This is a genomic window from Achromobacter deleyi (assembly GCF_902859705.1).
GTDB lineage: Bacteria > Pseudomonadota > Gammaproteobacteria > Burkholderiales > Burkholderiaceae_B > Achromobacter > Achromobacter deleyi.
In genome coordinates this window covers 30,936-55,331 of record NZ_CADIJO010000001.1, presented here as the reverse complement: position 1 = coordinate 55,331, position 24,396 = coordinate 30,936, and the positions used below count along the sequence as shown (strand labels likewise).

23 protein-coding genes are annotated in these 24,396 nt (G+C 66.0%); 15 read left to right on the top strand and 8 right to left on the bottom strand.

Translation table 11 applies throughout. The features are described 5' to 3' along the window. Window positions 1-7: 7 nt before the first annotated feature. The 5 genes from trxB to HV798_RS00245 are packed head-to-tail and all read left to right on the top strand — an operon-like array spanning window position 8 to window position 3,745. The gene (trxB, locus tag HV798_RS00265) at window positions 8-967 is read left to right on the top strand and encodes a thioredoxin-disulfide reductase (protein WP_025136897.1); all 960 of its coding nucleotides are present in this window, start codon (window positions 8-10) and stop codon (window positions 965-967) included. Continuing rightward, window positions 954-1,640 carry a Smr/MutS family protein gene (locus tag HV798_RS00260; protein ID WP_175190870.1) on the top strand — a complete coding sequence of 229 codons (687 nt, stop codon included), beginning with the start codon at window positions 954-956 and terminating at the stop codon, window positions 1,638-1,640. The genes trxB and HV798_RS00260 overlap by 14 nt, the downstream gene beginning before the upstream one ends. Continuing rightward, window positions 1,637-1,966, top strand: coding sequence for a DMT family transporter (locus tag HV798_RS00255; RefSeq protein WP_175190869.1), 330 nt, complete (start codon window positions 1,637-1,639; stop codon window positions 1,964-1,966). The genes HV798_RS00260 and HV798_RS00255 overlap by 4 nt, the downstream gene beginning before the upstream one ends. Further along, the gene (locus tag HV798_RS00250; protein WP_175190868.1) at window positions 1,963-2,601 is read left to right on the top strand and encodes a hypothetical protein; all 639 of its coding nucleotides are present in this window, start codon (window positions 1,963-1,965) and stop codon (window positions 2,599-2,601) included. The genes HV798_RS00255 and HV798_RS00250 overlap by 4 nt, the downstream gene beginning before the upstream one ends. Further along, on the top strand, window positions 2,585-3,745 hold the full coding sequence (locus HV798_RS00245) for a hypothetical protein (protein ID WP_175190867.1): 1,161 nt from the start codon (window positions 2,585-2,587) through the stop codon (window positions 3,743-3,745). The genes HV798_RS00250 and HV798_RS00245 overlap by 17 nt, the downstream gene beginning before the upstream one ends. Here HV798_RS00245 and HV798_RS00240 read toward each other — a convergent pair. Both HV798_RS00240 and HV798_RS00235 read right to left on the bottom strand, forming a co-directional pair. Then, window positions 3,742-5,829, bottom strand: a complete 2,088-nt coding sequence (locus tag HV798_RS00240) for a sodium:solute symporter family protein (RefSeq protein ID WP_175190866.1) — start codon at window positions 5,827-5,829, stop codon at window positions 3,742-3,744. The genes HV798_RS00245 and HV798_RS00240 overlap by 4 nt on opposite strands. Continuing rightward, a complete protein-coding gene (locus HV798_RS00235; RefSeq protein WP_175190865.1) occupies window positions 5,829-6,107 on the bottom strand; it encodes a DUF4212 domain-containing protein in 279 nt (92 codons plus the stop codon). The genes HV798_RS00240 and HV798_RS00235 overlap by 1 nt, the downstream gene beginning before the upstream one ends. Window positions 6,108-6,858: 751 nt before the next feature. On the opposite strand from HV798_RS00235, the gene kdpF reads away from it, so the two are divergent. From kdpF to dapA, 9 genes are all read left to right on the top strand, one after another. Next, complete coding sequence (gene kdpF / locus HV798_RS00230; RefSeq protein ID WP_042884659.1) at window positions 6,859-6,948, top strand: K(+)-transporting ATPase subunit F; 90 nt, start codon at window positions 6,859-6,861, stop codon at window positions 6,946-6,948. After that, a complete protein-coding gene (gene kdpA / locus HV798_RS00225; protein ID WP_175216316.1) occupies window positions 6,948-8,744 on the top strand; it encodes a potassium-transporting ATPase subunit KdpA in 1,797 nt (598 codons plus the stop codon). Before kdpF ends, kdpA begins: the two co-directional genes overlap by 1 nt. Window positions 8,745-8,766: 22 nt before the next feature. Beyond that, window positions 8,767-10,926 carry a potassium-transporting ATPase subunit KdpB gene (kdpB, locus tag HV798_RS00220; protein WP_175190863.1) on the top strand — a complete coding sequence of 720 codons (2,160 nt, stop codon included), beginning with the start codon at window positions 8,767-8,769 and terminating at the stop codon, window positions 10,924-10,926. Between the two features lie 30 nt (window positions 10,927-10,956). After that, window positions 10,957-11,565, top strand: a complete 609-nt coding sequence (gene kdpC, locus HV798_RS00215; protein ID WP_246288532.1) for a potassium-transporting ATPase subunit KdpC — start codon at window positions 10,957-10,959, stop codon at window positions 11,563-11,565. 51 nt (window positions 11,566-11,616) lie between these two features. Further along, complete coding sequence (locus HV798_RS00210) at window positions 11,617-14,403, top strand: sensor histidine kinase (RefSeq protein ID WP_175190862.1); 2,787 nt, start codon at window positions 11,617-11,619, stop codon at window positions 14,401-14,403. Window positions 14,404-14,412: 9 nt separating this feature from the next. Then, entirely contained in the window at window positions 14,413-15,105 is a 693-nt protein-coding gene (kdpE, locus tag HV798_RS00205) for a two-component system response regulator KdpE (RefSeq protein ID WP_175190861.1), read from the top strand. A gap of 102 nt (window positions 15,106-15,207) precedes the next feature. Beyond that, window positions 15,208-15,969 (top strand): TorF family putative porin, encoded by a 762-nt coding sequence (locus HV798_RS00200; protein WP_175190860.1) that lies wholly within the window; start codon window positions 15,208-15,210, stop codon window positions 15,967-15,969. Window positions 15,970-16,111: 142 nt separating this feature from the next. Beyond that, complete coding sequence (locus HV798_RS00195; RefSeq protein WP_246288531.1) at window positions 16,112-16,435, top strand: hypothetical protein; 324 nt, start codon at window positions 16,112-16,114, stop codon at window positions 16,433-16,435. A 3-nt stretch (window positions 16,436-16,438) separates the two neighbouring features. After that, window positions 16,439-17,341: a 4-hydroxy-tetrahydrodipicolinate synthase gene (dapA, locus tag HV798_RS00190; protein ID WP_175190859.1), complete on the top strand. Its 903-nt coding sequence runs from the start codon at window positions 16,439-16,441 to the stop codon at window positions 17,339-17,341. Here dapA and HV798_RS00185 read toward each other — a convergent pair. The 4 genes from HV798_RS00185 to icd all read right to left on the bottom strand — a co-directional run bounded on the left by HV798_RS00185 (window position 17,319) and on the right by icd (window position 22,897). Further along, window positions 17,319-18,863, bottom strand: a complete 1,545-nt coding sequence (locus HV798_RS00185; protein WP_175190858.1) for a methyl-accepting chemotaxis protein — start codon at window positions 18,861-18,863, stop codon at window positions 17,319-17,321. The two genes, dapA and HV798_RS00185, sit on opposite strands and share 23 nt — an antisense overlap. Before the next feature lie 162 nt (window positions 18,864-19,025). Beyond that, window positions 19,026-20,300 carry an O-antigen ligase family protein gene (locus HV798_RS00180; protein WP_175190857.1) on the bottom strand — a complete coding sequence of 425 codons (1,275 nt, stop codon included), beginning with the start codon at window positions 20,298-20,300 and terminating at the stop codon, window positions 19,026-19,028. Window positions 20,301-20,439: 139 nt separating this feature from the next. Continuing rightward, window positions 20,440-21,417 (bottom strand): glycosyltransferase family 9 protein, encoded by a 978-nt coding sequence (locus tag HV798_RS00175; RefSeq protein ID WP_175190856.1) that lies wholly within the window; start codon window positions 21,415-21,417, stop codon window positions 20,440-20,442. A 223-nt stretch (window positions 21,418-21,640) separates the two neighbouring features. Continuing rightward, a complete protein-coding gene (gene icd, locus HV798_RS00170) occupies window positions 21,641-22,897 on the bottom strand; it encodes an NADP-dependent isocitrate dehydrogenase (RefSeq protein ID WP_175190855.1) in 1,257 nt (418 codons plus the stop codon). Window positions 22,898-23,101: 204 nt separating this feature from the next. Here icd and HV798_RS00165 point away from each other — a divergent pair, with 204 nt between their 5' ends. Next, window positions 23,102-23,527: a DUF1841 family protein gene (locus HV798_RS00165; protein WP_025136878.1), complete on the top strand. Its 426-nt coding sequence runs from the start codon at window positions 23,102-23,104 to the stop codon at window positions 23,525-23,527. 81 nt (window positions 23,528-23,608) lie between these two features. Here the strand turns inward: HV798_RS00165 and HV798_RS00160 are convergent, their stop codons facing one another. Continuing rightward, window positions 23,609-23,971 carry a c-type cytochrome gene (locus HV798_RS00160; RefSeq protein ID WP_175190854.1) on the bottom strand — a complete coding sequence of 121 codons (363 nt, stop codon included), beginning with the start codon at window positions 23,969-23,971 and terminating at the stop codon, window positions 23,609-23,611. 12 nt (window positions 23,972-23,983) lie between these two features. Then, entirely contained in the window at window positions 23,984-24,337 is a 354-nt protein-coding gene (locus tag HV798_RS00155) for a c-type cytochrome (RefSeq protein WP_025136876.1), read from the bottom strand. Window positions 24,338-24,396: the final 59 nt, after the last annotated feature.

Sequence of the window (24,396 nt, the reverse complement as noted above, 5' to 3'; positions counted from 1 at the left end):
CCCGCCCATGTCCACGCCTACGCACGCTAAAGTTTTGATACTCGGTTCCGGCCCTGCCGGTTACACGGCGGCCGTCTATGCGGCACGCGCCAACCTGAGCCCTGTTCTTGTTACAGGTCTGGCCCAAGGCGGCCAGCTCATGACCACCACGGACGTCGACAATTGGCCGGCCGACGCCGATGGCGTGCAGGGCCCCGACCTGATGCAGCGCTTCCAGAAGCACGCCGAACGCTTCAACACCGAAATGCTGTTCGACCATATCGCCAAGGTCGACCTGTCCAAGCGCCCGTTCACCCTCACGGGCGACACCGGCAAGATCTACACCTGCGACGCCCTCATCATCGCCACCGGCGCCTCGGCCAAGTACCTGGGCCTGCCCTCGGAAGAGGCCTTCATGGGCCGCGGCGTGTCCGGCTGCGCAACTTGCGACGGCTTCTTCTACCGCAACCAGGACGTGGTCGTGGTCGGCGGCGGCAATACCGCCGTCGAAGAAGCCCTGTACCTGTCCAACATCTGCCGCAAGGTCACCCTGATCCACCGCCGCGACAAGTTCCGCGCCGAACCGATCCTGGTCGACAAGCTGATGAGCAAGGTCGAAAACGGCAACATGGAACTGAAAGTGTTCCACACGCTGGAAGAAGTGCTGGGCGACGACAGCGGCGTGACCGGCGTGCGAGTGCGACACGTCGATACCGGCGCCACCGAAGACCTGAAGGTCACCGGCGCGTTCATCGCCATCGGCCACCAGCCGAACACCGAGATCTTCCAGGGCCAGCTGGAAATGAAAGACGGCTACATCGTCACCAAGAGCGGCCTGTCCGGCATGGCCACCATGACCTCCGTCCCGGGCGTGTTTGCCGCCGGCGACGTGCAGGACCACGTCTACCGCCAGGCCATCACCAGCGCCGGCACGGGCTGCATGGCCGCCCTGGACGCACAACGGTGGTTGGAGAATGCGGGGCAGTAAGGTCGGCCAGGCCGACCTGAAACGCCTGAAGAAAGATCTTCAGGCCGAGCAAGAGCGCGCCGCCCTCGCCCAGCGGGTGGCGGCGCTGAAAAAGCCCGCGGCCGCCGCGTCGCCGGATGCCGATCCGGCCGACGACCTGGCCGCGTTTCGCCGCACCATGCAGTCGGTCAAGCCGATCAAGCATGCGCCTCGCGTCGAGCACAAGCCCGCGCCTGAACCCGCCCCGGCCCTGCGCCGCGCCAACGCCCTGGGCGAGACGCCGCACCGGGCCGATGCCGGCGTTTCCGACGGCGGCGAGATCACGCATCTGCTGTCAGAAGGTGGCACGGCATTCGTGCGCAGCGACGCCGCCCCCGACACCGCACGCAACCTGCGCCGCGGCCAGTGGCGTGCCGGCGCCGAACTTGATCTGCATGGCCTGCGGGTCGAACAGGCCCGCCATGCCCTGCTGTCGTTCCTGGACGAATGTCAGGAACACGGCATCCGCTGCGTGCGCGTCGTGCATGGCAAGGGCTATGGCTCGGAAGGGCTGGAACCCGTGCTGAAAGACAAGGCGCGCACCTGGCTGGTGCAAAAGAACGAGGTGCTGGCATTTTCCGAAGCCCCCGAACGCGAAGGCGGCGCCGGCGCCCTGCTGGTGCTGCTGCGCCAATCCGAAGGACCGCGCAAATGAAGTGGCTCTACCTGGGCATCGCCATCGTCGCCGAGATCTTCGCCACCAGCGCGCTGAAAAGCTCCGACGGCTTTTCGCGCCTGGCTCCGTCGATCATCACGGTGTTCGGCTACATGATCTCGTTCTATTTCCTGTCGCTGACGCTGCGCGAGGTGCCGGTCGGCATCGCCTACGCCATCTGGTCGGGCGTGGGCATCGTGCTGATCTCCATCGTCGGCGCGCTGTTCTTCAAGCAGCACCTGGACACCCCCGCATTGATCGGCATCGGCCTGATCATCGCTGGCGTGGTGGTCATGAACGTCTTCTCCAAATCCGTCTCGCATTGACCGCCGGCGCCTACCGGCCAGCCTGGCGCGGCTGGCTGGCCGCGTGGACCTGGCTGTGCCTGGGTTTGCTGCTGGCGGGCAATGCGCAGGCACAGGGTTTTGACCGCGCCGCCGAATTGCAGCGCTACCGCGCCTGGATGCAGCACTTCACCCAGGATCTGGACACGCTGGCCGCCACGCGCGCCGCACTGACCGGCCCCCAGCTCGACGCACTGTTCGCCCGCAGCGTGGTCCCGGGATCGCGCGCCTCCGCCTTCATCCGCCAGGCCTTCACCCGCCCGGCGGGGGATCACGCCTACCTGCCCGTCCACGGCGCGCAAAACGTCGTAGTGGCCGTCTTGAACAGCGCGATCCCTGCCGGCGAAGGCGGCCTCTACCCGGAAACAGAACCTGACCTGCAGGGCCAGGACCTGACCGTCTGGTATCTGCACGTGGATGTGGGCAACATGACCAACACCTATCTGGAATCGTCCGGGAACTTCACGCCGTACCGCCTGCCGCCCGCCGGCAAGCTCGAGCGCAACGCCTTTCCTTTCGTGCTGATGGACACCCGCGGCGACACCCTGCGCCTGGGCGGCGTCAGCCGCGAACTGGCGGGCCTGATGGCCTATCTGCAACATGCCGCCGCGTACTGAGTCCCGGCACCGGCCGCTGGCGCTGGCCGCGCTCTTGCTGCTGCCTGCGCTGATTGCCGTGCAAGCCGCCCCCCTGTGCCGCCCATTGGCGCAGGCAGACCGCGAAACCGTCATTGCCGATATCGCGCTGGACGACACCCATACGCTGCTGGGCCTGGACGGCTCGCGCATCAAGACCTGGCGGCCGATGGTGGAAGTGGCCACGGGCCTGCACGCCACGGCGTTGCCGTGGGCCGAACGCGTCGATTGGTCCGTCTACCGCGCTCCCGCTGGCGCGCGTATCGGCAGGACGGTATTGCGCTTTGAACGCAGCGCCGACGGCGTCCGGCACCTGTGCGCCCTCTCCACCTATTCCGCCAACATCGTCGCGCAGGCGCTGGCCGCGCCGGACGACGCGCTGCCCCCGCCCGACACCGAAACCCGGTTCCGCTACGACGACGCGGGCCGGCTGAGCAGCTACGACGTGCAGGCGCGCCCCTGGAATGGCGCGAAGGTGCCGCCGGCGCGCCATTGCCTGCGCTACGACCCGCAAGGCTGGCTGGCCGAGACCTCCACCGGCGCGTGCGACGGCCAGCCGCGGCCGCAGGCCCGTTACGTACATGACGCGGCCGGACGCTTGCTGCGCGTCATTTTCTATCTTGAAAGCAACGCCGCCGGCCAGGACCAGGCCCGTGAAGTCGTGGTCTACGATCAGCAAGGCCAACCCGCGCAGCGTTATCGCCGCCAGGTCATCCCTCTGGCTGACGAATCCACCGTGCTGGGGCCGCCGCATCGCGCCCTCGCCACATCCAACGCCATCCTGGTGCTGGACGGGCCGGCATGGCGCTCCCCTGCCCTGGAGTCGTATCACTACGACTGGGCGATCGTGCAGTCCCAAGACGGCGAAGCCGGCGCGCTGTACCAGGCCAAACGGAACCCGGCTGCGGTGCTGGCCAACGGCAATAGCGGCAACGGCGGTGTTTTCAACATGAGCGCCGCCCAGCGCCAGCGCATCTGGGAAACCGCGCGCCAGCATCCCGGCCATGTTCACTGGTTATGGGCGCCCGGCCAGATATCCACCCTGGTCACAGCAATGACCGCGCAAGCGTGGGCCGCCTGCGCCAACCCTTTGGACCGCCGCGCCGACGCCTGCGCGCCCCGCTAGCTGTTTTCGATCTGCGGCTTGGGCGCGCCCGGATTGCGCAGGTAATCCACCAGCGCCAGCGTGGCACGATCCGGCGGCGGCGTCAGCAGCGACACCACGATGATGGTCAGGAACGCCACCGGCGCGCCGAACACGCCCGCCGCGATCGGCTGGATGCCCCACCACAGATCCACCGGCTGCGTGCGCGAAATGCCCAGCACCCACTCGCGCAGCCACGGGTGCGTGTGCGTCATGTAGGCGAACGTCACCGCCAGCCCGGCCGCCATGCCCAGCGTGGCGCCCCATTTGTTGGCGCGGCGCCAGAACACGCCCATCACCAGCGCCGGAAAGAACGACGAGGCGGCGAACGAGAAAGCCGCCGACACCATGAACAGGATGTCCGCCGGCTTGCGCGCCGCCACCCAGGCCGCGCCAAAGGCCACCACCAGCAAGAGAATCTTGGACACCATCACCCGGCGCGCGGCCGACATGCGCGGGGACACCATCCGGTACCACATGTCGTGCGACAGGGAATTGGACAGCGTCAGCAACAGGCCATCGGCGGTGGACAGCGCAGCGGCCAGGCCGCCGGCCGCCACCAGCGCCGAGATCACATAGGGCAGCCCGCCGATCTCGGGCATGGCCAGCACCACCACGTCCGCGCCGATGCTGATTTCGCTGAGCTGCACCACACCGTCGCGGTTGATGTCGGTCACGTCCAGCAGGTTGCTGTCGACCGCGCTCCAGGCATGGACCCAGTTGGGCAGGCTGAGGAAATTGGAGCCCACCACCTGCGTGTAGACCTCGTACTTGACCAGCAGCGCCAGGGCCGGCGCCATGAAGTACAGCAGCAGGATGAACAGCAGCGACCAGCACACCGATTTGCGCGCCTCGACCACCGAGGACGTGGTGTATGACCGCATCAGGATGTGCGGCATGCCCGCCGTGCCCAGCATCAGACACAGCACCAGCGCCAGGAAGTTGATGCGCATGTTGCGCCGCTCTTCGGGATCCTTGGACGGGAATGGCTCGGCGTGCGGTGTCAATGGCGCGGCGCGCGCCTCGAAGGTCGCCTTGGCCTGGGACCAGGCGATCCGCGCTTCGTCGACATTGGGCGGAAACGCGGCCAGTTCCCGTTCGACCGAACGGATCTCGACCATGGGCGCATCGCCCGCGTTCAGTTGCGCCAGGCGGCTGCGCAGCTTGTCTTTTTCCAGCGTCCAGGATTCGGGCAGGTCGCGCACCCGCTGCGCCATCTCGTCGGCACGTTCCTGCCATAGCCGGCGCACTTCGATCTCGGCCGGATCGTTCTGCAGGTAGACCTCTTTTTCCGTCACCTGCTGCAGCACCGCGCCGGCCGACAGCTGGGGAATCGGCATGTCGGTGTGCTTGATGGACAGCCACACCACCGGCACCAGGTAGGCGATGACCAGGATGATGTACTGCCCCACCTGCGTCCACGTGACGGCGCGCATGCCGCCCAGGAACGAACAGACCAGCATGCCGCCCAGCGCCACGAAGATGCCCAGTTCGAACGAAATGCCCGTCATGCGGGTGGTGATGATGCCCACGCCGTAGATCTGCGCGACCAGGTAGGTGAACGAACAGAGAATGGCGCAGGCCACGCCCGCCAGCCGCGGCAGGTTGCCGCCATAGCGCGCGCCCATGAAATCGGGAATGGTGTATTGGCCGAAGCGCCGCAGGTAGGGCGCCAGCAGCATCGCCACCAGCACGTAGCCGCCGGTCCAGCCCATGATGTAGGCAAGGCCGCCGTAGCCTGTCAGGTAGAGCGTACCCGCCACGCCGATGAACGAGGCCACCGACATCCAGTCGGCCGCGGTTGCCATGCCGTTGTAGATGGCCGGCACCCGCCGCCCCGCCACGTAGTATTCGACCTGGTCCGACGTGCGGCAGACGATGCCGATGCCCGCATACAGGCTGACCGTGACCAAGAGGAATACATAGCCGATCCAGTTGCGCGGCAGCCCCAGGATCTCGGCCAGCGCCATCAGCAGGATCATCAGCGCAAAGCCCGCCGTGTACAGCACGTAGATGCGGCGCAGCCGGATATTGAGTTCCTGTGGGGTATCTCCGCCGAAAGGCATCAGCGGTTCCCCTTGGCCTCTTCAGCGCGGCGATCCTCGCGGTTCATGATCCGGGCGTACACCGCGATGATGACCAGGTAGGCCAGCGGCGCCCCGTAGGCCGCCATCCAGAACGAGAACGGCCAGCCGATGAAGTCGAACGACAGGCGACGAGCGAAATACGACGGGATGAAGGTCAGCGCGGCCCAGACGAGCAGCAACAGCACGATCAGCCAGACGTTGCGGCGCCAATAGCGGGTGGGGACGGGCGTAGGGGAGGAAACGCGGGATTCGGGCATAGCTCTAGCGTAAGCAAGACCTGGCGAATATCGCGAAACGCGGCGCTAGAAAAACCCTGGGCGGATGAAATGCGGGATTTTTATGCGACAACGGCCGGCACTGCCTGGTGCCAGCCGTTGTGCGTTTTGCTTTTTTTGAGTACTGCTACTTTTTTATGTACCGGTGCCGCCGGTAATTGCCCATGCAGGGCTTTGTCTCCTCACCTGCATGGGAAGAGATTCTGCACCAGATGCGGGAATGCCACACTAGGGGAATGCCCTAATTCGGCGCATTCATTTACATATTACCTGCACCACATCAGTGCATTTTTGGCGTCACGTTCCAAATGTTGGGATTTTTTGGCCGAAAACTCGGGTTTTCCGATCCCTGGGCGCCTCCCGGAAACGCCCGATCTTGAGCATGCCTCAAAAAAGAGGCTGCCCCGTGCCCACATCCGGGCCTCCCGCAGGGCGTCGTGGCCGTGTTTCCACCCCGCCATTGTGCCGCGCCGTCTTTACGTTCCGTTTACACCCCCCCACCAAAGCTATACCCCGTTTTTACCCCCTGCTCCGTAACCTGCCGGTGTCCTGATTGGTCACACCGGCCGCGCGGTCCGCATCCCCCTTGCCGCGCCGGGCCGTCGTTCGAAGGGAGCCTGGCTCCCGGGAGGAAAAACGTGGATGCCATCTATATCGCCGTCTTCGCCGTCATGGCCGGGCTGACCTACGCCCTGGTCGCTTTCTGCGACGTCTTGTCTTCGGGAGAGCAACCATGACCTGGCTCTATTGGCTGAGCGGCGTCACGGCCGCGCTGCTGTTCGTGTACCTGCTGGTTGCCCTGTTCAAACCGGAGAAGTTCTGATGACTGCCGAATTCGTCGGACTGCTGGTCGTGTACCTGGTAGTCCTGCTCGCGATCTCGCCCTTCCTGGGGCGCTATATCCGCATCGCCATGGAAAACGGGCAATCCCGGCTGACCGCCTGGGGCCGCCCGCTGGAACGCGGTATCTACCGGCTTGCGGGCATCGACCCGAAGGCCGAAATGGGCTGGAAGCGCTACGCGCTGGCCGTTCTGGCCTTCAACGTGCTGGGCGTGGTGGTGGTGTATGCCCTGCAGCGCGTCCAGGGCATGCTGCCGCTGAACCCGGCCGGCCTGGGCGCCGTGTCGCCCGATTCCTCGCTGAACACCGCCATCAGCTTCGTGGCCAACACCAACTGGCAAGGCTACGGCGGCGAATCGACGATGAGCTACCTGACGCAGATGCTGGCGCTGACGGTGCAGAACTTCGTCTCGGCCGCCACCGGCATCGCCGTGCTGTTCGCGCTGATCCGCGGACTGGCCCGTCATTGCTCGGCCACGCTGGGCAACTTCTGGGCCGACATGGTCCGCTGCACGCTGTATGTGCTGCTGCCCCTGTCGCTGGTGCTGGCGCTGGCGCTGGTCAGCCAGGGCGTGATCCAGAACTTCAGCCCCTACCAGGAAGTACAAACGGTCGAAGCCCTGCATTACGACCAGCCGCGCGTGGACGCCCAGGGGCAACCGGTGCTGGACGCCAAGGGCCAGCCGGTCACCGATCCGGCCGTGACCCAGACGCAGACGCTGGCCATGGGCCCGGTGGCCTCGCAGGAAGCCATCAAGCTGCTGGGCACCAACGGCGGCGGCTTCTTCAACGCCAATTCCGCCCATCCGTTCGAGAACTCGACCGCGCTGTCGAATTTCCTGGAAATGCTGGCGATCCTGGCGATACCCGCGGCGCTGTGCTTCACCTTCGGTGAAATGGTCGGCAACCGGCGCCAGGGCATCGCCATCCTGGCGGCGATGACCGTGCTGTTCGCGGTGTTTGCACTGACCACGGCCTATTTCGAGCAACAGGCCAACCCCATGGCCGCCCAGGCCGGGGCCGACAGCGCCATGACCGCGTTTTCGCCCGGCGGCAACATGGAAGGCAAGGAAACCCGCTTCGGCATCGCCGCCACGTCGTTGTTCGCCACCATCACCACGGCGGCCTCATGCGGTGCGGTCAACGGCATGCATGATTCCCTGACGGCCATGGGCGGCCTGTCGCCGATGCTGCTGATGCAGCTGGGCGAAGTGATCTTCGGCGGAGTCGGATCGGGACTGTATGGCATGTTGGCCTTCGCCATTCTCGGCGTCTTCATCGCCGGGCTGATGATCGGCCGCACGCCGGAATACCTGGGCAAGAAGATCGAAGCCTACGACATGAAGATGGTGTCGATCGTGATTCTGGCCACGCCGCTGCTGGTGCTGGGCGGCACGGCGCTGGCGGTCTCGGTGACCGCGGGCCAGGCGGGGGTGCTCAATCCGGGCATCCACGGCTTCTCGGAAATCCTGTACGCCCTGTCATCGGCCGCCAACAACAACGGCAGTGCCTTCGCCGGCCTGTCCGCCAACACGCCCTTCTACAACGTGCTGCTCGGCATCGCGATGTGGTTCGGCCGCTTCGCCATCATCGTCGCCATCCTGGCGATGGCCGGCTCGCTGGGGGCCAAACGCCGCCTGCCCGCCGGTCCCGGCAGCATGCCCACCACCGGCCCGCTCTTCGTGGTGCTGCTGATCGGCGCGGTGCTGCTGGTGGGCGCCCTGACATATGTGCCCGCGCTGGCCCTGGGCCCGGTCGCGGAACACCTGCAACCCTGAATGCAACAGGCTAGGAAAGAAAATGGCCAAGATTGAAATGCCAACCCAAGGCGCCGGCGGCGGCGCCGCCCGCGCGCCTTCGGCCGCTGTGCAAGAACGCAAGTTCGGCATGTGGTCGGGCGCGCTGGTCGGCCCCGCCCTGCTGGACAGCCTGCGCAAGCTCTCGCCGGCTGCGCAATTGAAGAACCCCGTCATGTTCGTGGTGTACGTGGGCAGCATCCTGACCACGATCCTGTGGGTCATGGCGCTGCGCGGCCAGGCCGAGGCCCCCGCGGGATTCATTCTCGCGATCTCGGTGTGGCTGTGGTTCACCGTGCTGTTCGCCAACTTCGCCGAGGCGCTGGCCGAAGGCCGCGGCAAGCAGCAGGCCGCCACGCTGCGCGGCCTGCGCACCACCATCAACGCACGGCTGCTCAAGGGCTTTCGTGACGAAGACGCCAGCCGCGCCCTGCCGGACCTGTGGCGCAACCAGGCGGTCAGCCAGCCATCCGGCCTGCTGCGCCGCAATGACGTGGTGCTGGTCGAGGCCGGCGAAACCATCCCCGGCGATGGCCAGGTGATTGCGGGCGTGGCGTCGGTGGACGAAAGCGCCATCACCGGCGAATCGGCCCCGGTCATCCGCGAATCGGGTGGCGACTTCTCGTCGGTCACGGGTGGCACCCGCGTGCTGTCCGACTGGATCTTCGTGCGCATCGCCGCCGATCCGGGTGAAAGCTTCCTGGACCGCATGATCGCCATGGTCGAAGGCGCCAAGCGCCAGAAGACGCCCAACGAGCTGGCCCTGACCATTCTGCTGGTGGGCCTGACAGTGGTGTTCCTGTTGGTGGTCGCGACCTTGATGCCGTTTTCGATCTACTCGGTATCGGCTGCGGGCGGCGGCAGCGCCGTCACGGTGACGGTGCTGGTGGCCCTGCTCGTGTGCCTGATCCCCACCACCATCGGCGGCCTGCTGTCGGCCATCGGCGTGGCGGGCATGAGCCGCATGATGGGCGCCAACGTCATCGCCACCTCGGGCCGCGCGGTCGAAGCCGCGGGCGACGTCGACGTGCTGCTGCTGGACAAGACCGGCACCATCACCTTCGGCAACCGCCAGGCGTCCACCTTCCTGCCCGCGCCCGGCGTCTCGCCGCGTGAACTGGCCGATGCCGCCCGACTGGCCTCGCTGGCCGACGAAACGCCCGAAGGCCGCAGCATCGTGTCGTTGGCGGACAAGTCCATCCACGCCCCCGCCAACCGTGCGGCGGACGCCGAGTACGTGCCCTTCACCGCGCAATCGCGCATGAGCGGCGTGAACCTGAAAGACCGCATGATCCGCAAGGGTGCCGTTGACGCCGTGCAGGCCTGGCTGGCCGCGCAGGACGCCGTGGTGCCCGAACAGGTGCTGCGCCTGGCCGAAGACGTGGCGCGCCGCGGCAGCACGCCGCTGATGGTCAGCGACGGCAACCGCGCGCTGGGCGTGGTCGAGCTCAAGGACATCGTCAAGCCGGACATCCAGTCGCGCTTCGCCGAACTGCGCCGCATGGGCATCAAGACCGTGATGATCACCGGCGACAACAAGCTCACCGCCGCGTCCATCGCGGCCGAAGCGGGCGTCGACGACTTCCTGGCCGAAGCCACGCCGGAGGCCAAGCTCAAGCTGATTCGCGCCTACCAGAGCGAAGGCCGCCTGGTGGCGATGACCGGCGACGGCACCAACGACGCGCCGGCGCTGGCCCAGGCCGACGTGGCGGTGGCGATGAACTCGGGCACGCAGGCCGCCAAGGAAGCCGGCAACATGGTGGACCTGGATTCCAATCCCACCAAGCTGATCGAGATCGTCGAGATCGGCAAGCAGATGCTGATGACGCGCGGCGCGCTGACCACCTTCAGCGTCGCCAACGACGTGGCGAAGTACTTCGCCATCATTCCGGCCGCCTTCGCCACCGTGTATCCGCAGTTGAACGTGCTGAACATCATGGGCCTGGCCACGCCGGCCTCGGCCATCCTGTCGGCTGTGATCTTCAACGCGCTCATCATCATCGTGCTGATCCCGCTCGCCTTGAAAGGCGTGCGCTACCGCCCGCTGGGCGCCTCCATCCTGCTGCGCCGCAACCTGCTGATCTACGGACTGGGCGGCCTCCTGGTGCCCTTTGTCGGCATCAAGCTGGTCGACATGGTGCTGGCCGCCCTGGGCTGGGTCTGACCCACGCCCGCCACTGGAAAGGAAACCATCATGAAACAAGCCATATCTCTGCCGCGCCAAGGCGGCATCCTGCGCCCCGCGCTGGTCGTCTTCGCCGCCCTGTCCCTGGTGACGGGCCTGGCCTACCCCTTCCTCACCACCGGCATCGCCGCCGCCGTGTTCCCGCACGAGGCGTCCGGCTCGCTGATCCGCCAGGGCGACAAGGTGGTCGGATCGGAATGGATCGGCCAGTCGTTCAGCGCGCCCCAGTACTTCTGGGGCCGGCCGTCGGCCACCTCGCCCATGCCGTACAACGGCGCCAATTCGGGCGGCTCGAACCTGGGCCCGCGCAACCCCGCGCTGGCCGAGGCCATCCAGGCCCGCATCGCCGCGCTGAAGGCCGCCGATCCCGACAATCCCACGCCGGTGCCGGTGGACCTGATCACGGCTTCGGGCAGCGGCCTGGACCCGCATATCAGCCCGGCAGCCGCGGCCTACCAAGCCGCCCGCGTGGCGCGCGCCCGCAACCTGCCGCGCGACCAGGTCGACGCCCTGATCCAGGCCAACACCACCAAGCCCTGGCTGGGCGTGCTGGGCGACCCCGTGGTCAACGTGCTCATGCTGAACCTGGCGCTGGACAAGCTGGCGCCGGTCAAATGAAGCGCGGGCGTATAGTATTGCCAGCCGTTCCCACCCTTCACTTGCGCGTCCATGGCTGACAATGCTGGCGAGCGTCCCGATCCGGACGCGCTCCTGAAAACCCTAGACGACGCCGCGCGCCAGGCGGTGCGCGGCAAGTTGCGGGTCTACTTCGGGTCCTCGGCTGGCGTGGGCAAGACCTACGCCATGCTGGTCGCGGCACGCGCCCACGCCGCGCAAGGCGCCCGGGTGCTGGCCGGCATCGTCGAAACACACGGCCGGCGCGAAACCGCCGCCCTGCTCGACGGCCTGGCGGTCCTGCCCCTCAAAGACGTTTCATACCGCGGCCACTCGCTCAAGGAATTCGACCTGGACGGCGCGCTGGCTGCGCACCCCGACCTGGTGCTGGTCGACGAATTGGCGCACTCCAACGCGCCCGGTTCGCGCCATGCCAAGCGCTGGCAGGACATCCAGGAACTGCTGGCCGCCGGCATCGACGTCTGGACCACGCTGAACGTACAGCACCTGGACAGCCTGAACGAGGCCGTCGGCAGCATCACCGGCGTGCGGGTCTGGGAAACCGTGCCCGATGAAGTCTTCGACGCGGCCGACGAAGTCATCCTGGTGGACCTGTCGGCCGACGAACTGCTGCGCCGCCTGAAAGAAGGCAAGGTCTACCTGCCCGAACAGGCGCGCCACGCCACCCGCAATTTCTTCCGCAAGGGCAACCTGATCGCGCTGCGCGAACTGGCGCTGCGCCGCACCGCCGACCACGTCGACGACGACGTCCAGGCCTACCGCCGCGACCGCGCCATCGAGCCGGTCTGGCGCACGCGCGAAGCCGTGGTTGCCTGCATCGGTGCAGACGGCGATGCGGAATACGTCATCCGCAGCGCCCACCGCCTGAGCCAGCAGCTGGAATGCGACCTGCACGTCGTCACCATCGACGTGCCGCGCGCAGCGCCCCCGCCGCAAGCGGAGCAGGAACGACTGCAACGCAGCCTGGCCCTGGCCGACTCGCTGGGCGCACGCAGCGAAACCCTGGCCGGCGGCGACATGGTCGATGCCGTGGTGCGCTACGTGCGTCGCCACAACATCACCAAGGCCATCGTCGGGCGCACCCGCGCCAGCGGGTTGCAGCGTTTGAAGCTGTCGCTGTCGGCGCTGCTGAATGCGGCCCTCAGCCCCGGCTGGCTGTGGCGCCGCCACAGTTTCGCCGACATGCTGGCCGCCGGCTGCCCCGAAATCGACATCATCCGGCTGGGCGCGCCGCCCCTGCCGGCCACCAGCGCGCCGGGGCGCGATCCCTTGACGCTCGGCCGCCGCCAACGCCAGGCGGCGGATGAACGTGGCCCCCAAGCCCTGGCCGGCTACGCCTGGGCGCTGTGCTATTGCGCCGCCGCCACCGCGCTGTCGACGCTGGCGTTTCCGGCCCTGCACCAGACCAATATCGTGATGCTGTTCCTGCTGGCCGTGGTGGCCGTCGCACTGCGACACGGCCGCGGTCCGGCAGCGCTGGCATCCGTCGTCAGCGTAGGCCTGTTCGACTTCTTCTTCGTCCAACCCCTGGCGTCTTTCGCCGTGTCGGACGTGCAGTACCTGCTGACCTTCGGCGTGCTGCTGGCCGTGGGCCTCTTGATCGGCCAGCTCACGGCAGGCCTGCGCTTGCAGGCGCAGGCCTCGGTCAAGCGCGAAGCCGACGCCCGCAGCCTGTATGAATTTGCCCGCGAGCTGTCGTCCGCGCTGCTGCCCGAGCAGATCGTCGCGTCCGCGGGCGCCTTCGTCCACGCCACCTTCGGCTCGCGCTGCGCGCTTTACATCCTGGGCCTGGACGACCGCCTCAAACTGGCCTCGCCCGCGGCCGACGACATGCCGCCGCTGGAATCGGCGCTGGCGCAATGGGTCTACGACCACGGCCAGCCCGCCGGCGCCGGCACGGCCACCCTGTCCAACAGCGACCTGCTCTACTTGCCCCTGAAGGCACCGATGCGCACCCGCGGCGTGCTGGCCCTGGCTGCGCCGCGACGCAGCCTGTTCTCGCATCCGGATTCGCGCCGCCAGATCGAGGCCTACGCCACCCTGATCGCCATCGCGCTGGAACGCCTGCACTACGTCGAAGTAGCGCAGCAGGCCCTGGTCAGCATGGAATCCGAAAAGCTGCGCAACTCGCTGCTCGCCGCCGTATCGCACGACCTGCGCACGCCCCTGACCAGCCTGGTCGGCATGACCGACACGCTGATGCGCCGCCAGGCCGCGCTGCCCGACGACATCCAGGACACCGTCCGCGCCATGCGCGACCAGGCCCAGCGCATGCATGCCCTGGTGGCCAACCTGCTCGACATGGCCCGCCTGCAAAGCCGCGACACGCCGCTGCGGCCGGAATGGCAGTCGATCGAAGAACTGGTCGGCGCTTCGCTGGCGGCCATGCGCGAAGCGCTGGCCGCACACCGCGTCTCGGTCGACAGCCTGTCCGGCCTGCCGCTGGTCGAATGCGACGGCGTGCTGATCGAGCGGGTGCTGTGCAACCTGCTGGAGAACGCCGCCAAGTACACCCCGGCGGGCAGCACCATCCGCCTGCACGCCACGGCGCAGGACGGCGAACTGCGCGTCGCCGTCTGCGACAACGGCCCCGGCGTCGCCCCCGGCGCCGAACGCCGCATCTTCGAGAAATTCACCCGCGGCGAACGCGAATCGGCCACCCCAGGCGTCGGCCTGGGCCTGGCCGTGTGCGAAGCCATCGTCACCGCCCACCACGGCCGAATCTGGGTCGAGCACGCCCCCGGCCAGCCGTCCGGCGCACAATTCGTCTTCACGCTGCCCCTGGGCACCCCGCCCCCGATCCAACCCGAAATCGCCTGAGCCCGCCGCATGTTCGACTTTCAGCCTACCGTCCTCATCATCGAAGACGATGCCAATATCCGCCGCTTCGTGCGCCAGGCCCTGGAAAGCGAGGGCTGCGCCGTGTACGAGGCCGACACGGTCAAGCGCGGCCTGATCGAGGCCGGCACGCGCCAACCCGATGCCGTGGTGCTGGACCTGGGCCTGCCGGACGAAGATGGCATGACCCTGATCCGTGAGCTGCGCGGCTGGACCGAAGTGCCCGTTCTGGTGCTGTCCGCCCGCACCGCCGAGGCCGACAAGGTCGCGGCGCTGGACGCGGGCGCCGACGACTACCTGACCAAGCCGTTCGGCGTCAGTGAACTGCTGGCGCGGCTGCGCGTGCTGTTGCGGCGCCATGCCCGCGGCGGGGCCGGCAGCGCCGCCGAGATCAGCTTCGGCGACGTGCGCGTGGACTTCGCCAAGCGCGTGGTCGAACGCGCCGGCCAGCACGTGCACCTGACCGCGATGGAATACCGTTTGCTGGCCGCCCTGCTGGCGCACCGCGGCAAGGTGATGACGCACCGCGAACTGCTGCGCGAGGTCTGGGGGCCGTCGCACGTGGAAAGCAACCACTATCTGCGCATCTACATGGGCCACCTGCGCCAGAAGCTGGAAGCCGACCCCGCGCAACCCGTCTACCTGCTGACCGAGATCGGCGTGGGGTACCGCTTCGCGGGTTGAACCCCGCATTGACGCGCCTTTTACGCGGGGCCCATCAGTCTTGTCTCGCCGTTTATGCCGCTTCTCCTATTGTGGCGATCCCGTCCAACAGAGGAGAAGTCCATGTCCCGCAACACCCTGGCCGCGCTCGCGCTGCTGGCCCTTACGGCCCCCGCCTACGCTACCGATGTCCCCACCGCAGGCGAGCCCACCCCGGAATATTCGCTGACCGCCAACGTCACCCTGGCCAGCCAATACCGCTACCGCGGCCTGATGCAGACCAACAACAAGCCTGCCATCCAGGGCGGCTTCGATTTCACCCACACCAGCGGCCTGTACCTGGGCAACTGGAACTCCAGCATCAGCTGGCTGGGCGACAGCAACCATGACGTGTCCGCCCCCGTGGAAATGGATTTCTACGGCGGCTACAAGGGCAACCTGGCGCAAGACGTCCCGTTCGACCTGGGCGTGCTGCAGTACTACTACCCCGGCGACTACCCGTCGGGCTTCACCAGCCCCGACACCACCGAACTCTACGCCGGCCTGGGCTATGGGCCGGTCATGTTCAAGTATTCCGTCGCCGTGACCAACCTGTTCGGGTTTGCCGACAGCAAGTACAGCCAGTACTTCGACCTGACCGGCAACTTCGACACCGGCCTCTGGGGCCTGACCGTCAACGCCCACGTCGGCCGCCAGACGGTGCGTAACCTCAACGACGGCTCGTACACCGACTGGAAGCTGGGGCTGACCAAGGATTTCGGCCAGGGCCTGGCCGTCTCCGTGGCCTATCTGGACACCAATGCCGACCGCGCCGTCTACACCAACAGCCATGGCCGCTACATGGGCCGCGCCACCGGCCTGCTGTCGCTGACCAAGACCTTCTGAACCGGCCCGGGCGTTGACGCGCTTTTTACGCGCCGCGCCCGTATTTATCGGCCGGTTTTATGGCCCGCTTTCTATAGTGGAATCGTCATCAACCAACCGGATACGCGGCACGCCGCCCCGGCGGCTCCGCCCCCGCAACGCCATGATCCCCCGACAAGAACGCAGCAGGTCCGCATCCTTTGACCATCCGGCCCCGTCCCAGGCGCCGCACGCCCCCGAGATGGTCTCGCTGACCGTCAGGATCGACACGCTGGACGCCTTGAAGGTGCGGCTGGCCCTGCACCGCGAACTGGGCGAACGCATCGGCGTCTATGTGCTGTCGGTGGACCATGCGCATGGCCAGAGCGTGCTGCAGCTGCACTGCGCCCAGGACCAGGTCGATGCGTTGATGCACGCCGTGATGTGCGGCCTGCCCCAGGCGGAGTTCGGCCCGTTGCGCCGCGCCGCTGCCGTCACGGTGCAATAAGCCATGGACGCTCCCCTGCAAACCGCCTCTTTCGAAGGCCTCTGGCTGCCGATGGTCACGCCCATGCGCGGCGGCTACGTGGATTGCGAGGCCGCCCAGGCGCTGGCGCGCTACTACCGCAACGCCGGCGTCGCGGGCCTGGTGCTGTTCGGCTCGACCGGCGAAGGCAATCTGTTGGCCATTCCTGAAAAGATCGACATGATCGAGGCCATCCGCCAGGATCCGCACGCCCTGCCGCTGGTGTTCGGCGCTGGCGGCGTCGACACGCGCGGGGTGGCCGCCGCCATCCGCCGCCTGGACAAATACGCCCCCGCCGGCTACCTGGTGCCGCCGCCCTATTATCTGGGCCCTTCGCAGCAAGGCATCCTGTGGCATTACCGGCAGATCGCCTGGGCCACCGAGCGCCCCATCATCCTGTACAACATCCCCAAGCGCGCGGGTGTCACCATGACGGTCGAAACCATGGAAACGCTGGCCCTGCTGCCCAATTTCAGCGCCGTCAAGGAATGCAACCCGCCCGTGTTGATGGCGCTGAACGCCCGTGGCCAGCTCAATGCGCTGTGCGGCGAAGACCAGGCCCTGCTGGATCATTTCCTGGCGGGCGGACGCGGCGCGATTCCCGCGGCGGCGCACCTGTTCCCCGAGCGCTTCGTCGAAGTCATGCAACTGGCCCGCGACGGCCACGCCGAAGCCGCGCGTGAACTGTTCGAGCCTTTGCGCGGCCTGATCCGGCTACTGTTCGCCGAACCCAATCCGGCACCCATCAAGCGCGCGCTGGCCTTGCAAGGGCTTATCGCCGACGAGCTGCGCCTGCCCATGACCAGCGCCAGCCGCGAACTCACGCCCCGCCTGCAACGCGCCATGAGCGTGGTACAGGGCTCGCCTAGTAGGCTGCAGACAGCTTGAACACCGCCACCGCACGCGCCAGGTCATCGGCCTGATCGTGCAAGGTGGCGGCCGATGCCGCGAACTCCTCGACCAGGGCCGCGTTCTGCTGCGTCACGCTGTCCAGGTGCGTCACCGCCTGGTTGATCTGCTCGATGCCCACGCTCTGCTCGGCCGATGCGGTGGCGATCTCGCCCATCAGCGGCGCGCTGGTGGCGGCCGACTCCAGCACGCTGCTCATCGTGGCGCTGGCCTGCTCGACCCGCAGGCTGCCGCGCGACACCGAGTTGGACGAGGCCTCGATCAGCGTCTTGATTTCCTTGGCCGCGGTCGCCGAGCGCTGCGCCAGCGCCCGCACCTCACCCGCCACCACGGCAAAGCCGCGGCCCTGCTCACCGGCGCGGGCCGCTTCCACGGCCGCGTTCAGCGCCAGGATATTGGTCTGGAAGGCAATCTCGTCGATCAGGCGGATGATTTCGTCGATACGCTGGGAACTCTGCGAAATCTCGCGCATGGCGTCGATGGCGTGCTGGGTTTCCTCGCTGCCCTGGCGCGCCAATTGCGCGGATTCTCCCGCCAATGCGCTGACTTCGCGCACGTGGTCGGCGCTTTGCTTGGACGTTGCCGTGATCTGCTCGACACTGGCCGCGGTCTGCTCCAGCGCGGCGGCTTGCTTCTCGGTGCGGTCATGCAGGTCCATGCTGCCCGCCGCGATCTGCCGCGACGCCGCCGCGATCGAACCGGTCGAATGGACGATGCTGCGCACGGCCACGTCCAGGCGCTCCTGCATCAGCGCCATGGCGTCGAACAGCCGGCCGATTTCGCCACGATGGTGCCGTGAAATGATGCTGGACAGATCGCCGTGCGCCACCCGTTCACAGACCGCCACGGCATCGTCCAGCGGACGAATGATGTGCGACCGGAAGAACCGCAGGGCCGCTGCCAGCAGCAACGCCAGCAGCACCAGCGTCACCGCGCCCTGGCGCCACAAGGTCTTGAAGAAAGCCGCGTCGACGTCATCCACGTACAGGCCGGTGAACATCAGCCAGCCCCATTCCTTGTCATAGGCCGCGTAGCTGACCTTGGGCAGCGCCTCGTCGGCGCCCGGCCGGGGAAAACGGTATTCCACGTAGCCGCCGCCGTCCTTGCCCTGGGCGTAGAGATTTTCGAATATCGGGGCGCCGTCACTGTCCTTGACGGCTCGCACGTTGGTGCCCGTGAGCTTCGCGTCGGGGTGCACCAGAAGCGTATAGCCATCGTCGAACACGCCGACATACCCATCCGCGCCATAACGCAACTGGGCCAGCCGCTGCGCGACGTTGCGCTTGGCCTGCGCTGCGGACAGGCCTTCGTCGACCGCGCGCTGCTTGCCGTTCTGCACGATGCTCGTGGCCAGGTCCAGTACGTGCCGCAGCTCCGTCTTGCGTTCGGCCAGCATTTCGGCGCGCCGCTCCCAGGCATCCCACGCGCCCAACGCCAGCACGGCGGCGCCGATGGCAAACACGAACCACAGCAGCTCACGACGCAAGCTTGAATTATTCATAGCCCCTCTTCTCCATGCCCCAACGCGCCTAATAACTAAAGGCAGCGAAATGTGACGGTTTATATGTTGCGTACCGTCAGAATACGAGGGCGCGGCAGGGTTTTCACCTACCGCTGGGGGGCTGCTTGATCTACATCAAGCAAGGCTGGTATTTGGAGACGTTCAGGATTTTTCCGACGCCAGGCGCTGTTGCGCCAAGCCGGTGCGGGCCGAGGTCAGGGCGTACAGCACCACCACCGTGACCGCGTAGATCGGCACGCTGCGCATGTTGCGGAACATCATTTCCGACAGGCTGAAAGCAAAGTAGCCCAGGCAGAACAGCAAGCCTATTTGTGACCCCACATGCACGACCGGATCGTTGCTGCGCGAGCGCCGCCAGAACACCACTGCGGGGATCAGGTACAGCGCCAGCATGCTCAGCAGGCCCAACGCCCCGTAGCCGGCCAGGGCCCCGAGCATGTCGTTATGCGGCTCGCCGTAATCCGTCGAGACCAGCTTGGTGACGATGCCCTTTTCTTCCATCTTGGCGAGTTCGGACCGGAAACTGGCCCCGCCCACCCCAACGATCGGACTCTCTTTGAACATCAGCCAGGAGGCGTTCCAGAGCTGGATACGGATGCCCACCGACGTATCGCGATCATCTTTGGCATAGCTGGTCACGTCAGTCACGACGCCCCGCCAGCGGCTTTCCGTCGAATTCCAGGAAACCACCGCCACCACGGCCAGCAAGGCAATCATCGCGGCTATGAAAGACGCCTTGACCCGCAGCGACCATTGACGCTTGGTCACCAGATACACGAATCCGAAAACCAGCAGAAGCACCCAGCTGCTGCGCGTCTGCGACAACCAGACCCCGTAGACCGTCAACGGCACGGCCAGGATCTTCAAGGCCGCTTCCACCCTGGGCCAGGGTGACAGCTTCCAGGGCAACATCAGACAGGACGCCAGCCCGAAGAACATCGTCAGGTCGGCGAAGGCGACAGCGTTGTAGCGGCCGCCGAAGTCCGACACGGCACCCCGCCCCAATTCGGGCGTCAACATGATCACCAGCAACATGATGCCGCCGGCATAGGCCCCGAACAGCACGCTCCATTGAACCTGCTGCAGCCAATGGCGCGGCGCACGCAGAAGCACCCAGCACACCGGTACCGCCAGCGCAAAGCGCAGCAGCTTCTCGATCTCGGAGGAGCTCCAGATGCCCAGGTAGACACTGCTGATCAGCATCGCGATCGCTGGCGCGGTCAAGGCGATGGCCATTGCCCTCATTTCGCGAAACTCAAACGGTTCGCGACGCCGGACGGCGTTATAGCCCAATGCGAACAGCGCAATGACGGCCGTCAGGTAGATGATGGCCGGTCCGCCGACGGCGCTGGTCAGGGCCAGCGCAGGCACCAGCAATGCCAGGACGACGATAATACGTAGACAGAAAGAAGGCATAGGTAGCAAGGGTTCGCCCAGTCGGGACATCCGCCGGGATTTCAATTCAAGAGGGGTCAGGCCGCAGCAGCGTCATGCTGCGCGCAAGGGGAATCTGCCCGCAGGTCATCGACTGCGGTACGGCACGATTCGGCAAGGATCAAAATCGGACCCGCTTCAACGGCGTCATCGATTTCTTGTAGTCCCGCGTCAGGCCCTCGAAAGCCGCCATGACGCTGCCCGGCCGCAGCCACTCTCGCCATAGACGATCCCGCCAGCGCCCACCCGGGATATAGACAGGATAGGCAATGCGCGACATCGACCAACCGGGCCGCCATGCTTTCGTGCGGGTGGGCCGCCCCGTCAGGGTCAACGTCGGCACGCCGACGCTGGAGGCCAGGTGTCCGATGCCGGACTCGTTGCCGATGAACCAGCCACATTCATGGATGAATGCCGCCACGTCCGCCAGCGATGGCGATTGCTGGATCGCCAGACCCGCATCGGTCAGGCAGGTCCATTCGGCCCGCTCGTGGGGCGCCAGGATGAATACCGGGTCGTAGCCCTGGCGCTTCAACCTCAACCCCAGCTCGACGAAATGCCGGGGAGCCCAGCATCGCTGCGCCCCGGTCGACGAGGGATGCACCGCCACCCGGGTTTCATAATGGCGGTGCCGGCCAGCCAGCGGCGGCCGCAGGCCGATGTCCGTACCGGACAACGGCAAACGCAACACGTCGCGGCAAAAATCGCTGATCTGGTTGAGTTTCACGAAGCCCTTGCCGGTAATGACCACATGGGCGTCGTAATAGAAATAAGACTTCGCGTAAGCATGCAAGGCATAAGGCCAGCCCACGTGCATCTGGGCGGCACAGTCGTAGTCCGCCAATACCGACGCGGCGTCCTGCTCCAGCATGGACGGACGGATATCCAAACCCGGGAACCAGCTGCGCAAGCCGTAGGCAAAATCGCCGAATATGGTGACCTCGCGCCCATGCGCAACCAGGTTATGGGCCATGGTCATCATCAACAGCGTGTCACCCAGCCTGGGCGCCATCAATAGCGCAATCCGCTTGGCCTCGCGCAGGCCGCGGACACATGCCGGAGCATCGTAAGGCGGCATATCGGAAGCAGGTTGTGCCATGTCTAGGAAAAATCAGCGGGACTGAAAAATGGCCGCAAGGGGGCGACGAATTATACTGCTCTGAAACTAACAACCTGATTCAATTTGACGTATATATACGCATAAGCCTATACACATCATTGTGGTTTTCCATAATGGCGAAGGCGCTTCCTGACGCGAAAAAACCCGCAGGCCTTGTGCAGGCTTGCGGGCTTTGCATCAACCATGGTCGGACCGGTCCCGATCACATGTTTTCGATCATGACCTGCCCGAACCCCGAGCAGGACACCTGGGTGGCCCCTTCCAGCAGGCGGGCAAAGTCGTAAGTGACCTTCTTGGACAGGATGGATTTTTCCATGCTGGAGATGATCAGGTCCGCCGCCTCGGTCCAGCCCATGTGGCGCAGCATCATTTCGGCCGACAGAATCTCGGAACCCGGGTTGACGTAGTCTTTGCCGGCGTACTTGGGCGCCGTGCCGTGGGTGGCTTCGAACATGGCCACCGAGTCGGACAGGTTGGCGCCCGGCGCGATGCCGATGCCGCCCACCTGCGCGGCCAGCGCGTCGGAGATGTAGTCGCCGTTCAGGTTCAGCGTGGCAATGACGTCGTATTCGGCCGGACGCAGCAGGATCTGCTGCAAGAACGCGTCAGCAATGACGTCCTTGACGATGATCTCGCGGCCCGTCTTGGGATTCTTGAACTTGCACCACGGGCCGCCGTCGATCAGTTGCGCGCCGAACTCCTTCTGCAGCAGTTCATAGCCCCAATCGCGGAAGCCCCCTTCGGTGAACTTCATGATGTTGCCCTTGTGCACCAGGGTCAGCGACGTACGATCGTTGTCGATGACGTACTGGGCGGCCTTGCGCACCAGGCGCTCGGTGCCTTCGCGCGACACCGGCTTGATGCCGATGGACGAGGTGTTGGGGAAACGGATTTTCTTGACGCCGAGCTTGGTCTGCAGGAACTGGATCAGTTCCTTGGCCTGCTCGCTTTCGGCCATGTATTCGATGCCCGCGTAGATGTCTTCCGAGTTCTCGCGGAAAATGACCATGTTGGTCTTTTCCGGCTCACGCACCGGCGAGGGCACGCCCTTGAAATACGCCACGGGGCGCAGGCAGACGTACAGGTCCAGCTGTTGGCGCAGCGCCACGTTCAGCGAACGGATGCCGCCCCCCACCGGCGTGGTCAACGGGCCCTTGATCGACACCACGTAGTCTTTGACGACTTCCAGGGTTTCGTCGGGCAGCCAGACGTCCGGACCGTAGACCTTGGTGGCCTTTTCGCCGGCATAGACTTCCATCCAGTGGATCTTGCGCTTGCCGCCGTAGGCCTTTTGCACCGCCGCGTCGACAACCTTGATCATCACGGGGGTGATATCCGCACCGGTGCCGTCGCCCTCGATATAGGGGACGATGGGCTGTTCAGGCACATTCAGCGAGAAATCAGCGTTGACCGTGATCTTCTGGCCCCCAGCGGGCACCTTGATATGTTGGTAGGACATGAATGCTCCATTTGCTCCGGGTGGTTTTTCTGCACGCGCGCGCCGCATCGGCTGGCGTGCGGTCCGCGGGCCGCGCGGCCTGGCGAAACGCGCACTGGATGGCGGATAGCAACCAATTCTATATCGCATTGGCGGCTTCGGGCGGCCGCCACGGCGGCGGGCGGTAAAATAAAGCCCTCTCTAGCCCGTATGGCGTCCCCCCAGATGTTCAACCCCTCCCGCGACCAAGTCCGCGAATTCTTCATCGAAACCTGGCGCAAGCATCGTGCCAACGAGGTCCTGACCCCGCTGGAAGCGATGGCCCTGGACTGGATCATCGAGCATCCCGAATACCACGGCGACCTCGAAAGCCCCGAAGCCATGACGGCGGAATACGCCGTCGAAAAGGGGCGTACCAATCCATTCCTGCACCTGTCGATGCACCTGGCCATCGCCGAACAGTTGTCGATCGACCATCCGCCGGGCATCCGCGCCGCCTACCAGCGCCTGGTGGCCCGCAGCGACGCGCACCAGGCCGCGCACGAAATCATGGAATGCCTGGGCCGTGTGGTCTGGGAAGCCCAGCGCCTGGGCACGCCGCTGGACAGCGATACCTACATCGACCTGATCCGCCAGCGCGCCGAACGCTGAAAGCCCCCGCGCGCGGGTGGCCACCCAAGAAAAAACCCTCGGCTGACCGAGGGTTTTTCGTTGGCGCGGCCAAGACGCACGCTATTTGCGCACACCCAGATCGCTGGGCAAAGACGCCAGCCACGCTGACACGTTGGTGATGTCCTCGTCGGACAGTTGGCCAGCCAGGGCGCCCATGGTGGGGTTCTTGCGCACGTTGGCCGTGGCCGCGCTGCCCGAGGCGCCGCGGCGATAGGCCTTGAGCGCATGGACCAGGTAATCGGCATGCTGCCCGGCCAGTATCGGGTAGGCCGGGTCAGTCACCGTCTTGCCGTCGGCACCGTGGCAGGAAATGCAGGCGGCCTTCTCGAAAACAGCCTTGCCAGCCGCCAGGTCCTGAGCCTGGACGGCGGCGCCCGAAATGGTCAGCGTTGCGCCCGCGAGGGCAAGCATGATGCGGTTCATGTGGTTGCCCCCTTATTTCAGATTCGAGTAGTACGCGGCGAGATCGGCGATGTCCTGGTCGGACAGGCTGCCGGCAATGGCGTCCATCGTGGGATGGCTGCGCGCGCCTTTCTTGTACTCGTTGAGGGCGGCCTCGATGTATTTGGCGTTCTGGCCGGCGATCTTCGGAACGTGGTACAGCTCGGGGAACGTCGCTTTGTAGCCTTCGATGCCGTGGCAACCGATGCACATCGAGACCTTGTCGCGGGCGTTCTGGACATTACCGACCGGCGCTGCGTCTGCAGCAATTGCCTGGCCGGCGATCGCACAGGATGCCACTGCGGCCAACACGGAAACCGTGCACTTCAGAGAGAATCGCAACTTCATTGGGATGGCTCTTCTTGGTATGGCTTATGGACTAGGGCCTGCTCACACGAAAAGGCCCC

Coding starts and splice junctions, on each gene's coding strand:
- trxB (WP_025136897.1), top strand. CDS start 8: ATGTCCACGCCTACGCACGCTAAAGTTTTGATACTCGGTTCCGGCCCT.
- HV798_RS00260 (WP_175190870.1), top strand. CDS start 954: ATGCGGGGCAGTAAGGTCGGCCAGGCCGACCTGAAACGCCTGAAGAAA.
- HV798_RS00255 (WP_175190869.1), top strand. CDS start 1,637: ATGAAGTGGCTCTACCTGGGCATCGCCATCGTCGCCGAGATCTTCGCC.
- HV798_RS00245 (WP_175190867.1), top strand. CDS start 2,585: ATGCCGCCGCGTACTGAGTCCCGGCACCGGCCGCTGGCGCTGGCCGCG.
- HV798_RS00240 (WP_175190866.1), bottom strand. CDS start 5,829: ATGCCTTTCGGCGGAGATACCCCACAGGAACTCAATATCCGGCTGCGC.
- HV798_RS00235 (WP_175190865.1), bottom strand. CDS start 6,107: ATGCCCGAATCCCGCGTTTCCTCCCCTACGCCCGTCCCCACCCGCTAT.
- kdpF (WP_042884659.1), top strand. CDS start 6,859: ATGACCTGGCTCTATTGGCTGAGCGGCGTCACGGCCGCGCTGCTGTTC.
- kdpA (WP_175216316.1), top strand. CDS start 6,948: ATGACTGCCGAATTCGTCGGACTGCTGGTCGTGTACCTGGTAGTCCTG.
- kdpB (WP_175190863.1), top strand. CDS start 8,767: ATGGCCAAGATTGAAATGCCAACCCAAGGCGCCGGCGGCGGCGCCGCC.
- kdpC (WP_246288532.1), top strand. CDS start 10,957: ATGAAACAAGCCATATCTCTGCCGCGCCAAGGCGGCATCCTGCGCCCC.
- HV798_RS00210 (WP_175190862.1), top strand. CDS start 11,617: ATGGCTGACAATGCTGGCGAGCGTCCCGATCCGGACGCGCTCCTGAAA.
- kdpE (WP_175190861.1), top strand. CDS start 14,413: ATGTTCGACTTTCAGCCTACCGTCCTCATCATCGAAGACGATGCCAAT.
- HV798_RS00200 (WP_175190860.1), top strand. CDS start 15,208: ATGTCCCGCAACACCCTGGCCGCGCTCGCGCTGCTGGCCCTTACGGCC.
- HV798_RS00195 (WP_246288531.1), top strand. CDS start 16,112: ATGATCCCCCGACAAGAACGCAGCAGGTCCGCATCCTTTGACCATCCG.
- dapA (WP_175190859.1), top strand. CDS start 16,439: ATGGACGCTCCCCTGCAAACCGCCTCTTTCGAAGGCCTCTGGCTGCCG.
- HV798_RS00185 (WP_175190858.1), bottom strand. CDS start 18,863: ATGAATAATTCAAGCTTGCGTCGTGAGCTGCTGTGGTTCGTGTTTGCC.
- HV798_RS00180 (WP_175190857.1), bottom strand. CDS start 20,300: ATGCCTTCTTTCTGTCTACGTATTATCGTCGTCCTGGCATTGCTGGTG.
- HV798_RS00175 (WP_175190856.1), bottom strand. CDS start 21,417: ATGGCACAACCTGCTTCCGATATGCCGCCTTACGATGCTCCGGCATGT.
- icd (WP_175190855.1), bottom strand. CDS start 22,897: ATGTCCTACCAACATATCAAGGTGCCCGCTGGGGGCCAGAAGATCACG.
- HV798_RS00165 (WP_025136878.1), top strand. CDS start 23,102: ATGTTCAACCCCTCCCGCGACCAAGTCCGCGAATTCTTCATCGAAACC.
- HV798_RS00160 (WP_175190854.1), bottom strand. CDS start 23,971: ATGAACCGCATCATGCTTGCCCTCGCGGGCGCAACGCTGACCATTTCG.
- HV798_RS00155 (WP_025136876.1), bottom strand. CDS start 24,337: ATGAAGTTGCGATTCTCTCTGAAGTGCACGGTTTCCGTGTTGGCCGCA.